11 protein-coding genes and 1 pseudogene are annotated in these 11111 nt (G+C 73.9%); 8 read left to right on the top strand and 4 right to left on the bottom strand.

All coding sequences use genetic code 11. The features are described from left to right. The first annotated feature begins 120 nt into the window (after nucleotides 1-120). Genes NH602_RS21940 through NH602_RS21925 form a run of 4 tightly spaced genes read left to right on the top strand, consistent with a single transcriptional unit; the run spans nucleotide 121 to nucleotide 3247 of the window. A complete protein-coding gene (locus tag NH602_RS21940; RefSeq protein ID WP_253068785.1) occupies nucleotides 121-900 on the top strand; it encodes an enoyl-CoA hydratase/isomerase family protein in 780 nt (259 codons plus the stop codon). A 60-nt stretch (nucleotides 901-960) separates the two neighbouring features. Then, entirely contained in the window at nucleotides 961-2103 is a 1143-nt protein-coding gene (locus NH602_RS21935) for a 5-methyltetrahydropteroyltriglutamate--homocysteine S-methyltransferase (protein WP_253068784.1), read from the top strand. 17 nt (nucleotides 2104-2120) lie between these two features. Beyond that, nucleotides 2121-2462 carry a TfoX/Sxy family protein gene (locus NH602_RS21930; protein ID WP_253068783.1) on the top strand — a complete coding sequence of 114 codons (342 nt, stop codon included), beginning with the start codon at nucleotides 2121-2123 and terminating at the stop codon, nucleotides 2460-2462. Between the two features lie 32 nt (nucleotides 2463-2494). Then, complete coding sequence (locus tag NH602_RS21925) at nucleotides 2495-3247, top strand: class I SAM-dependent methyltransferase (RefSeq protein WP_253068782.1); 753 nt, start codon at nucleotides 2495-2497, stop codon at nucleotides 3245-3247. 85 nt (nucleotides 3248-3332) lie between these two features. On the opposite strand, the gene NH602_RS21920 is transcribed toward NH602_RS21925, so the two are convergent. The 3 genes from NH602_RS21920 to NH602_RS21910 form a co-directional block, all read right to left on the bottom strand. Continuing rightward, the gene (locus NH602_RS21920) at nucleotides 3333-4037 is read right to left on the bottom strand and encodes an iron-sulfur cluster assembly protein (RefSeq protein ID WP_253068781.1); all 705 of its coding nucleotides are present in this window, start codon (nucleotides 4035-4037) and stop codon (nucleotides 3333-3335) included. A gap of 35 nt (nucleotides 4038-4072) precedes the next feature. Next, nucleotides 4073-5140 carry an amidohydrolase family protein gene (locus tag NH602_RS21915; RefSeq protein ID WP_073573747.1) on the bottom strand — a complete coding sequence of 356 codons (1068 nt, stop codon included), beginning with the start codon at nucleotides 5138-5140 and terminating at the stop codon, nucleotides 4073-4075. 83 nt (nucleotides 5141-5223) lie between these two features. Then, nucleotides 5224-6252, bottom strand: a complete 1029-nt coding sequence (locus NH602_RS21910) for an NAD(P)-dependent alcohol dehydrogenase (protein ID WP_073573748.1) — start codon at nucleotides 6250-6252, stop codon at nucleotides 5224-5226. 188 nt (nucleotides 6253-6440) lie between these two features. On the opposite strand from NH602_RS21910, the gene NH602_RS21905 reads away from it, so the two are divergent. The 3 genes from NH602_RS21905 to NH602_RS21895 are packed head-to-tail and all read left to right on the top strand — an operon-like array spanning nucleotide 6441 to nucleotide 9040. After that, the gene (locus tag NH602_RS21905; protein WP_253068780.1) at nucleotides 6441-6896 is read left to right on the top strand and encodes a DUF4442 domain-containing protein; all 456 of its coding nucleotides are present in this window, start codon (nucleotides 6441-6443) and stop codon (nucleotides 6894-6896) included. 27 nt (nucleotides 6897-6923) lie between these two features. Beyond that, on the top strand, nucleotides 6924-7583 hold the full coding sequence (locus NH602_RS21900; protein ID WP_161152049.1) for an SDR family oxidoreductase: 660 nt from the start codon (nucleotides 6924-6926) through the stop codon (nucleotides 7581-7583). Between the two features lie 53 nt (nucleotides 7584-7636). Further along, on the top strand, nucleotides 7637-9040 hold the full coding sequence (locus NH602_RS21895; protein WP_100879133.1) for an NAD(P)/FAD-dependent oxidoreductase: 1404 nt from the start codon (nucleotides 7637-7639) through the stop codon (nucleotides 9038-9040). A gap of 108 nt (nucleotides 9041-9148) precedes the next feature. On the opposite strand, the gene NH602_RS21890 is transcribed toward NH602_RS21895, so the two are convergent. Then, complete coding sequence (locus NH602_RS21890) at nucleotides 9149-10036, bottom strand: DUF6474 family protein (RefSeq protein ID WP_083657981.1); 888 nt, start codon at nucleotides 10034-10036, stop codon at nucleotides 9149-9151. 156 nt (nucleotides 10037-10192) lie between these two features. Between NH602_RS21890 and NH602_RS21885 the strand changes: the two are divergent. Further along, nucleotides 10193-11111, top strand: a pseudogene (locus NH602_RS21885) (recombinase RecB); the annotation flags it as partial.

The raw sequence follows: 11111 nt of genomic DNA, 5'->3' as shown, positions 1-11111 counted from the left end.
TTCACCGGGCGCCGCTGGGAGCTCGAGCGCGCGGTGCGCGAGGCCGCGGCCCCGCTGGCCCGGCACCTGGCCGCGGCGCCGGGGGTCGCCGCGTCCGGCTGAGCCCGCCAGGATGGCCCGATGGCCGACGGGGTGCGCTACGAACGCGACGGACACGTCGTGACGATCACCTACGACCGCCCGGAGAAGCGCAACGCGATCGACGGGGACATGCGGCGCGCGATCAACGCCGCCTGGGACCGCTTCCGCACCGACGACGAGGCGTGGGTCGCGATCGTGACCGGCCGGGGGCCTGCGTTCTGTGCCGGGGCGGACACGCGCTCGACCACCGGCAACCCGGCGGGCGACTTCCCGGGCAGCTTCTTCGAGCGGCCGACGGTGAACTCGCTGGAGAGCGGCTGGGAGATCTTCAAGCCGATCGTCGCCGCGGTGAACGGACCCGCCGTCGGCTACGGCGTCACGCTGCTGACCTGGTGCGACTTCGTGATCGCCTCGGACCGCGCCACCTTCTCCTTCCCGGAGGCCCGGCTGGGCGTCCCGACGATCGTCGGTGCGCTGCGACTGCCCCGGATGATCGACCGGCAGTACGCGATGGAGCTGCTGCTCACCGGCGAGACGATCGACGCGCGGCGGGCGCACGAGATCGGCCTCGCCGGGTGGGTCGTGCCGCACGAGGAGCTGGGCGACGCCGCCCGGGACCTCGCCCGGCGGCTCACCGCGGGGGCGCCGCTGGCCCAGCGCGCGATCAAGGAGATGGCGGTGCGCGGGCCGGAGATGGGCACCACGGAGGCGATCCGCTTCGGCGAGACGCTGCGGAAGGTCGTCGCGACCACCGAGGACGCGGCGGAAGGTGCCGCCGCGGCCCGGGAGAAGCGGTCCCCGCACTGGCGCGCGCGATAGACCTTCCATTCTCCGGAAGTGACGTCGGCGGACATGCGGACACGGCGATACGTTCGCCCGATGCCGGAGAAGACAGTGGAGTCGCTCGTCCGCACCGTCCCGCCGTTCCGGGCCGACCACGTCGGCTCGCTGCTGCGGCCGCCCGCCCTGCTCGCCGCCCGGGAGCGGCACGCCGCGGGCGAGCTCGACGACGCGGGCCTGCGCGCGGCCGAGGACGCCGCGATCACCGACGTCGTCGCGCTGCAGGAGTCGGTCGGCCTGCGCTCGGCCACCGACGGCGAGTTCCGCCGCACCTCCTGGCACATGGACTTCATCTACGCCCTCGGCGGCGTCACGAAGACCTCCGGCCGGGTCGAGGTCGCGATGCGCAACGCGGCGGGCCAGAACAACTTCACCTCCGCCGGGATGGCCGTCGACAGCCGGGTGCACCTCGACGAACCCGTCTTCGCCTCGGCGTTCGAGTACCTGGCCGCGCAGGTCACCACGGCGACCCCGAAGCTCACGATCCCCTCGCCGAGCATGGTCTACGCCCGCGGCGGCCGGTCGGTCATCTCCGGCGAGGTCTACCCCGACGTCGAGGAGTTCTGGTCCGACCTGTCGACCGCCTACGCCGACCAGCTCCGCGCGATGTACGACCGCGGCTGCCGCTACCTGCAGCTCGACGACACCGCGCTGGCCTACCTGAACGACCCGGCGCACCGCGCGCAGCTGGCCGAGAAGGGTGACGACCCGGAGACCCAGCACCTGCGCTACATCCGCCAGATCAACGCCGCGATCGCCGACCGGCCGTCGGACATGTACGTCACCACCCACATGTGCCGGGGCAACTACCGGTCGTCGTGGGCCGCGGAGGGCGGCTACGACCACGTCGCCGAGGCAATGTTCGGCACGCTGGGCGTCGACGGCTTCTTCTGCGAGTTCGACGACGAGCGCTCCGGAGGGTTCGCCCCGCTGCGGTTCGTCCCGAAGGGCAAGCAGGTGGTGCTCGGGCTGGTCACGACCAAGTCCGGGACGCTGGAGGACCCGGACGGGCTCAAGCGGCGGATCGACGAGGCGGCGCGGTACGTGCCGCTGGACCAGCTGTGCCTGTCGCCGCAGTGCGGGTTCTCCTCCACCGTCGAGGGCAACGAGCTCACCGTCGACGACCAGAAGCGCAAGCTGGAGCTGATCGTCTCGGTCGCCGAGGACGTCTGGGGCCGCTGAGGGCCATACTCGCCCGGGTGGCCTACGACGAGGGTCTCGCCGCCCGTCTGCGCAGCCTGCTCGCGGAGCGACCGGTGACCGAGAAGACGATGTTCGGCGGGCTCGCCTTCCTGGTCGACGGGCACATGGCCGTCGCCGCGAGCGGACGTGGCGGGCTGCTCGTACGGGTGGCCGCGGACCGCTCCGCGGAGCTGCTGGAGCGTCCGCGGACCGAGCGGATGGTGATGGGCGGCCGCGAGATGGCCGGCTGGCTGTGGGTGACCGGCGAGCCCGACGTCGACGACCTCGACGGCCCGGAGCTCGCCGGCTGGGTCGCCGAGGCGGTCGCGGTCGTGGAGACGCTCCCACCGAAGCGGTGACCGCGGCACCGCGCCTGACTAGCGTCGGAGCCGTGAGCACCGCCGCCGCGTCCCCGCTGTTCGACCGTGTCCTGGCGGGCGCCGGCCCGGGCTCGCGGCTGCTGGACGTCGGCTGCGGGGCGGGGCGGCTGCTCGCCGACGCGGCCGCCGCCGGGCTGGCCGTCACCGGCGTCGACACCGAACCTCGCGCGCTCGCCGCGGCGGAGCGGGCCGCGCCCGGGGCGGACCTGCGGGTCGCCGACGCCCACGAGCTGCCCTTCGCCGATGACGCGTTCGACCTGGTCACGCTGGTACAGGTGCTGGAGCACCTCACGAACCCGGTGCTCGCGCTGCGCGGGGCGGGCCGGGTGTGCGCGCCGGGCGGCGCGGTGCGGGCCACGGTCTGGGGCACCCCCGACGAGTGCGACGCCGCCGTCATCGGCGCGGCGCTCGCCCCGCTCACCGGGGCCGCGCCCGCGCCTCCGCAGAACAACCCCGGGCCCGACCGCAGCGGCGTCGGTGCGCCCCCGCTGACCGACCCGCGGCGGCTGACCCGGCTGGCGGAGCTGGCCGGGCTCGTGGTGCGGGAGGTCGCCGTCGTCCGGGTGCCGGTGGTGCACCCCGACCCGGACGACCTCGTCGCCGGGGTGCTCGCGTCCGGGCCGGGGCGGCACGCGGCACGCCACGCCGGCCCCGCCGCCGTCCGCGCCGCCCTGCTCGCCGCCCTGGCCCCCTTCGTGCACGGGGACGGCTACCGCCTCACCGACACCGTCCGGGTCCTGGACGCCGCACCGCCCGGGCGCTGATCCGCTCCCCGCCGGCGACCACCGTGGACGCGGAGGGGCCGCGCCCCCGGGTGGAGGGCGCGGCCCGTGTCGTGGTGGTGCGGTGTCAGTGCCCGGCGGCTGCGGCGGGTGCCTTGTCGCCGTAGCGGATCTTCAACAGGCCCTTGCAGTACTCCCCGTTGGTCTCGATCCCGACCCGCTGCAACCGCGCGCGACGCAGGTGCAGCGGGACCTGCTCGACGGTCACCGCGGTGCCGTCGGAGTGGACCAGCAGCGGTGCGTCGTCGCCGGCGGGCAGGCCGATAGCCCTGCGGCGGGTCCGCATCCGGGTCAGCTCCTCGGTGTCGGCCTCGGTCCCGACCAGCTCGCCGAGCGTCAGCCCGGCCAGCTCGTCGGGTCCCCGGCCGGCGTCGACGAGCGGGCGGGCCACCCGGTCCTGGCCGGCCAGCGCGGCCTTGGCCAGGAACGTGTGCCGCAGCTCGTCGAGCTCGGCCGCGGCCTGCCCGTTGATCGAGCCCTCGAAGGACTTGACGAACCCGGCGTGCGCCGCGACCCCACCGTTGATCTCGTCGGAGGCGTGGTGGTCGGCCAGCGTCACCTCCGCCCTCGTCACTCCCGGTACCGCGGTCACCGCGTCGTAGGCGTCGGCGACCATCAGGAACGAGAAGTTCGGAGCGCAGAAGAACGTCGGCAGCCGGAGCCCGACGACGACCTCACCGGCGGGCGAGACCGACCACGACTCGACGAAGTCGAGCTCGGTGATCGGCTCGTCCAGCTCCGGGTCGAGCACCGTCCCCAGCGCTGACCACACGGCCTGCCGGAGCGGGCTCTCAGCAGGCCGCGGGGTCACGCCTGCGCCCCCGCCTTGTTGTCGACGAGCTCCTCACCCGGGGCCATGGCCTCGTCGGCCGTGGTGTCGGGCAGCCGGCAGTCGGCCGGGACCTCGAGGTCGTAGAGCTTCGCCGCGTTGAGGCCGAGGATCTTCTTCTTCGACGCGGTGGTGAGACGCGGGTAGTCGGCGAACTGGTCGTCGTCGGGCATCTGCCAGTCGACCAGGCCCTCGACCTGCCACTTCGGCGTCCAGATGTTGTAGTCGCTGCCGAAGGTCATCTTGTCCTCGCCGACCCAGAACAGCAGCTCGCCCATCACCTTGGCGAAGAACTTCGGGCGGGCGTGCATCAGGCCGCCGACGACGACCGACAGGCCGGCGTAGACGTTGGGCTCCTGCACCGCCATGAAGCAGAAGTCCTCGATGCGCGGCAGGCCGACGTGCTCGACGATGAAGTTCAGGCCCTGGAAGTCGGTGGCCGCGTGGTCGACGTCGGCGACGTCGAACGCGTCCTTGTCCAGCGGCCAGATCGTCGGGCCCTTGTGGACGTGGACGTTCTTGATGCCCAGCTCCTGGGCCCGCTCCAGGAAGCGGTAGCACTCCGGGTCGGTGAGCTTGAAGCCGCGGGAGCTGCCGTTCCACTCCGCGGTGTAGAGCTTCACGCCCTTGTGCTTGTACTTCGCGCAGTCCGCCTCGAACTGCTTCATGCCCTCGTCGCCGTCACGCGGGTCGAAGCGCCCGTTGACGATGATCCGGTCGCCCCACTTCTCCAGCAGCGCCGCGTTCTGGTCGGCGGTGTTGAAGCCGTTCTTGTACCACTCCTTGAGGTAGGTCGACTGGAAGATCGAGTAGTCGACGTGGCCCTCGATGAAGACGTCGCGCTCGAAGTCGTCCTGCGAGACCTTGAGGTAGTGCTCCCAGTCCCAGTGGGTCTCGGGCGGGCCGAGCTGGTGGTAGCCGTAGAAGCAGTCGATCCAGCCCTTGGCGTACTGCTCGCGACCCTCGACCCAGTTCTCCCGGGAGGCGTCCCAGAAGTGGCTGTGGGAGTCGACGATGAAGTACTTCTCGCCGTCCTTCTCGTACATGTGGTTCCTCCTGCGTCAGCAGCTCTGCTGATCGGTGGTGGGTCAGGGAAAGAACGTTCGTCCTGTACGTACGTATGACTGGGTCACGGAACGAGGATCGCCCGGCCGCGGACCTTGCCCGCGTCCAGGTCGTGCAGGGCCTCCAGCGCCTGGTCGAGCTTGTACTGGACGGTGTGCAGCGTGACCTTCCCGGCCTGGGCCAGGACCATGAGCTCGGCGAGGTCGTTGTAGGTGCCGACGATGTTGCCGATGATGTTCTTCTCGCCGGCGACGAAGTCCAGGGTGGGGGCGGAGAGGTTGCCGCCGTAGCCGAGGACGAAGTTGTAGCCGGCCGGGCCGGTCATCGCCCAGGCGTCGTTCTCCGCGCCCTGCTCGGCGACGAAGTCGAAGACCACCGTGGCGCCGCCGCCGGTGAGCTCCTGGACGGCCTCGACCTGGTTCCCGTCGGCGACGACGGTCTCCTCCGCGCCGATCTGCTTCGCCAGCTCGAGCGCGTCCGGGTTCTTGTCGACGACGATGATCTTGGTGGCGGTGAGCGCGGCGAGCGCCTGGATGCCGATGTGACCGAGCCCGCCCGCGCCCTGCACGACCGCGGTGGTGCCCGGATACAGGAACGGCACCGCCTTGCGGACCGCGTGGTAGGCGGTGATGCCCGCATCGGCGAGTGCGGCGACGTCGGCCGGGTTGGTGTCCGGGTTCAGCTTCACGCAGGACCGCGCGGTGGTGCGCAGGTACTCGGCCATGCCGCCGTCGTTGTTCGACAGGCCGGGGAAGAACGCGTCCCCGGTGCACTGCATGTCGCGCCCGTAGCGGCACATGGTGCACAGCCCGCACGACGGCTGCGGGTGCAGGATGACGGTGTCGCCGACCGCGACGTTCGTGACGCCGTCGCCGACCGCGTGCACCCAGCCCGCGTTCTCGTGGCCGATCACGTACGGCAGGTCGGGGTTCTGGATGTCGGCCCAGTCCCCGTCGATGATGTGGAGGTCGGTGCGGCACACGCCGGCACCGCCGATCTTGACGATGACGTCGAGCGGACCCTGGATCGTCGGTTCCGGGATGTCGTCGATCCGGGGGTCCTGCTTGTACGCGTGCACCCGCACGGCCTTCACTGGCGGTACCTCCGAGCCTCGGACGCGCGGCGTTGCGCATCGTGGTGGTGGGACTTGGTGTGCCTGCTGTCACACCGATCTCAACCCCGTTGTGCACGACGGACAAGAGGGTTCGTTCTCGCACAGCGATAATCGTGAGGAACCGGGCGTCGCTTTCCTATGAGGTTACCGGCGAGTAGGGTCGGGTCATGGCTGATGACGCGAGCTGGGTGGCCGACGCGATGACGCAGGCGGTGCCGTGGGTGGGCACCGCCGGGATCACCTTCGGGTCGATCACGACCGACCGGGCCGAGGCGTTCCTCCCCGACCGGTCCGACCAGCACAACCACGTCGGCGGGCCGCACGCCGCGGTCATGTTCGGACTGGGCGAGACCGCCTCCGGCGCGGTCGGCCTGGCCGCGTTCGCCTCGGCCGGGGACCGGGCCGTGCCGCTGGTCGTCCGGTCCGAGATCCGCTACCTCAAGCTCGCCAAGGGCGACCTCCGCGCCGAGGCGGTGCTGACCCGTCCGGCCGGTGAGGTGCTCGCCGAGCTCGACGCCGGGACGCGCCCGGAGTTCGCCGTCGACGTCACCATCACCGACGCCCAGGGTGTGCAGACCGGGGCCATGACGATCGTCTGGACGCTCAAGCCGAACAGGCGGTGAGCGGCCGTCCGGCCTAGCGTGGCCGGCATGGACGTGGTGATCGCCGGAGGACACGGACAGATCGCGCTGCGACTGTCCACGCTGCTCACGGGGCAGGGACACACGGTGCGCTCGATCGTGCGCAACCCCGACCACACCGACGACGTGGCGGCCACCGGGGCGAGCCCGGTCGTGGCGGACCTGGAGAAGATCTCCGCGACGGACCTCGCGGGGCACCTGACCGGCGCCGACGCCGTCGTCTTCGCGGCGGGCGCCGGGCCGGGCAGCGGGGTGGAGCGCAAGGAGACCGTCGACCGCGACGGCGCCGTGCTGCTCGCCGACGCCGCCGCGACCGCCGGGATCCGCCGCTACGTGCTGATCTCCTCGACCGGGGTGGACGCCGAGCCGGACCCCGAGCGCGGCGAGGTCTGGGCCGCTTACATCCGCGCGAAGAAGGCCGCCGAGGAGGCGGTCCGCGCCGACGGCCGGCTCGACGCGACGATCCTGCGCCCGGGGAGGCTCACGAACGACCCGGGCACCGGCCGGGTCGTGCTGGCCCCGCCGCCGGTGGAGTACGGCGACGTGACCCGCGACGACACCGCCGCGACCGTCGCCGCGCTGCTCACGGCTCCGCAGTCGGCGGGCCTGACCCTCGAGCTGCGCGGTGGCGACACCGAGCTGGGGGACGCGGTCGCCGCCCTGGGGTGACACCCCGGCGCCGGGGTGACATGGAACGGCCCCGGAGCGGGAAGCTCGGTGCCATGAGCGAGCAGAGCTACGACGTCGTCGTGATCGGGGCGGGCCCGGTCGGTGAGAACGCTGCAGGTTACGCGGTGGACGCCGGCCTGTCCGCCGCACTGGTGGAGGCCGAGCTGGTCGGCGGGGAGTGCTCCTACTGGGCGTGCATCCCGTCGAAGGCGTTGCTGCGCACCCCGCAGGCCGTCGCCGACGCCCGGCGGCTGCCCGGCGTGCGGGCCGAGTTCGACCCGGCGAAGGTCCTCGAACGCCGCACGACGTTCACCTCCGACTGGGACGACAGCGGCCAGGTGCGGTGGGCCGAGGGCGCCGGTGCCGCCGTGCTGCGTGGCCGGGGCCGGTTGGCCGGGGAGAAGCGCGTCGTCGTGACCGCGGCCGACGGCACCGAGACCGTGGTGACCGCGCGCCACGCCGTCGTCGTCGCGACCGGCAGCGTGCCGGTCGTGCCGCACGTCGCGGGGCTGGACACGGTCGAGTACTGGGGCTCGCGCGAGGCGACCTCGGCGAGGGAGGTCCCGCGCCGGCTCGGCGTGCTCGGCGGCGGCGTCGTCGGCTGCGAGATGGCGCTGGCCCACGCCCGGCTGGGCGCGCAGGTCACGCTGTTCAACCACGGCGACCGGGTGCTGCCGGGCGCGGAGCCGCAGGCCTCCGAGCGTGTCGCGGCCGGGCTGCGGGAGGCCGGCGTCGACCTGCGGCTGGGCACCGGCCTGGACGAGGTGCGCCGGAACGGGGACGCGACGGTGCTGGTCGGCGGCGGGGACGAGGTCGAGGTGGACCGGCTGCTCGTCGCGACCGGGCGCCGTCCGGCCACCGACGGGCTCGACCTCGGCTCGGCCGGGGTGGGCCTCGGGCGGCGCGGCGAGATCGTCGTCGACGACTCGGGACTCGCCGCGGGGGACTGGCTCTACGCCGTCGGCGACGTCAACGGGCGGGCCCCGCTCACCCACCAGGGCAAGTACCAGGCCCGGATCGCCGCGCACGCGATCGCCGCACGCGCCGCGGGCCGCCCGCTCGACGACGCCGCCTGGGGCGAGGACGCGGCGACCGCCGACCACCACGCGGTGCCCCAGGTCGTGTTCACCGATCCCGAGGTCGCCTGGGTGGGCCGGACCGCCGCGGCCGCCCGCGCCGAGGGGCTCGACGTGCGGGTGGTCGACATGGACATCGCCGTCGCCGGGTCCTCGCTCACCGCGGACGACTGGTCCGGCCGGGTGGTCGCCGTCGTCGACCCGCAGCGGGAGGTGCTGCTCGGGGTCACGTTCGTCGGGCCCGGGGTCGCCGAGCTGCTGCACGCGGCGACGGTCGCCGTGGTCGGTGAGGTGCCGCTGGCCCGGCTGTGGCACGCCGTGCCCGCGTTCCCCACGATCAGCGAGGTGTGGCTGCGGCTGCTGGAGACCTACCGCGCGTAGCGCAGGCGGAGCGCGCATCGGTACCGCGCGGAGCGCAGGCGGAGCGCGCATCGGTACCGCGCGGGCCGACCGTCTCCGTGGGCCCGGGGCCGGGCCCACGGAGACGGGTCAGGAGCGGACGCCCAGGTGGTCGAGCAGGCGGACCTCGATGCGGTCCAGGTCGGCGGACACCGTGCGGTACGCGGCCTTGCGGCGGGCGGCCGGCATGTTCTCCGCGGCCCGGACGGCGGCGGCGAGGTCGTGCAGCCGCGGCTCGGTCTCGTCGGCGAACCGCTTCGCGGCCTGGTCGCGCTCGACGGTCCCGTCCTCGCGCAGCTCGGTGATGGTGCGCGCGATCCGGGACAGCCGTGCGTGCAGCCGTCCGCCGGGGCCGGAGTAACCGCCCAGCTCGTCCGGGGACACGCCGAGTCGGCGGGACCGGTGGTCGTCGAGGCGGTGGCGCAGCGACCCGGCCGCGGCCATCGCGTACGGCGCCAGCAGCGGCGCGACGATCTTGGCCACGCCGAGGTACCGCTGGACCTTCTTGGCGTTCCACTCGCGGGCGACGCGGTCCCGCTCGGCCTGCTTGGCGGCCAGGTTCTCGCTCTTGAGCCTGCCCTTCTCCGCGGCGCGCGCGGCCTTCGCCTCGGCCTTGCGGGCGCCCGCGTCGGCCTTCGCCGCCGCCTTGGCGACCTTCCGGTCGGCCGAGCGGGCCTTGAGGTCGGCCGAGCTCAGCAGGCTGTTCGCGGTGGCGGTGCCCTCGCCGACGGCGCGACGCGTGCTGCGCGCGGCCCGGCGGCCGGCCTTCTCCGCCCGCCGCGACGCCGCCTCGGCCTTCTTCCGGGCCTTCACCGCGCGCTGGTGCAGCTTCTCGGCGGCCCTGTCGGCGGTCTCGCGGGTGTACTCGAGGGTCTGGACCGTGGCCGACTGCACCCGTTCCGACGCGTCGACCGCCGCCTCCCTGGTCGCCGCCGCGGCGCGCTCGCCCGCGCTCGGCTTCCTGCGCAGCAGTCCCATGTCGTGTCCTCCCGGGTCGGCTCGGCAGATGATCGCCGTGTCGACGCAGCCTAGGGCCCCGCCCACCGCACGCGCAGGACCGACACCACCCGGGTGGGGGAACGGGGCGTCACGCGGATCCGTTCCTGTCGGGGGTGGTCTCTACCCTCGGGAGCCGTGAGCACCTCGACCGGACCGCGTACCGCACCCCGTGTCCTGCTGGACGCGGCGGCGCTGAGCGGGTGCCGCCGCCGGGTGCACCTGGACCACGACCCGTCGGCGGCGGAACGGCCGCGGGCGCTGCCGGACCCGGCGATCGAACAGCGACGGGCCGACGCGGCGGCGCACCGGGTGCGGATCGGTGAGCTGCTCGCGCGCACCTGGGGTGCGGACTGGGCGAGTACCTGGCCGGACGGCATGGCCGGGCCGACGGGGACCGGCGTCGGTCCGCGGGCGGCCCGGGCGGAGCGCACGGCCGAGCTCGTCGCGGCCGGTGCACCGCTGGTCTGGGGTGCGGTACTGCCTGTCGACGGCGACCGGCGCGGCACCGCGGAGCTGCTCGTGCGCACGCCCGCCGGGGGCTACGTCCCGCTGCTCGTCGTGCGCCGCCGGATCACCGATCCGGGTGAGGGCGCGCGCACCACCGCCGTCACCGACCCGTGGCCGCAGCGCGCCCGGCACGACCCGGACCGCAAGGTCCGCTCCCAGCCGCGCGACCTGCTGGCCCTGGCCCAGCTGACCCGGCTGCTCGAGGCCGCGGGCTGGGCGCCGCCGGAGTCGGCCCCGCGGCTCGGCGGGGTGATCGGGCTCGACGCCGACGTGGTCGTCTGGCACGACCTGCGGGCCGGGCACTGGCCCGGCGGCCGGTCCACGCTGGAGGAGTACGACGCGCGGTTCACCGACCGGGCCGCCGTCGCCCGGGCCGCGGCGACCGGCGGGCCCGCGCTCGCGGCGCCGTCGCGGATCACCGAGTGCCGCCGCTGCCCCTGGTGGCCGACGTGCGAGGCCGAGCTGGAGCAGGTCGACGACGTCAGCCTGGTCGCCCACGGCGAGACGGCGCGGCTGCTGCGGGAGTCGGGCGTCGCGACCGTCGCGG

Origin of the sequence: Pseudonocardia sp. McavD-2-B, assembly GCF_024124365.1 — a bacterium.
Classification (GTDB): Bacteria; Actinomycetota; Actinomycetes; order Mycobacteriales; family Pseudonocardiaceae; genus Pseudonocardia; species Pseudonocardia alni.
This window is presented reverse-complemented; position numbering and strand designations above follow the sequence as displayed.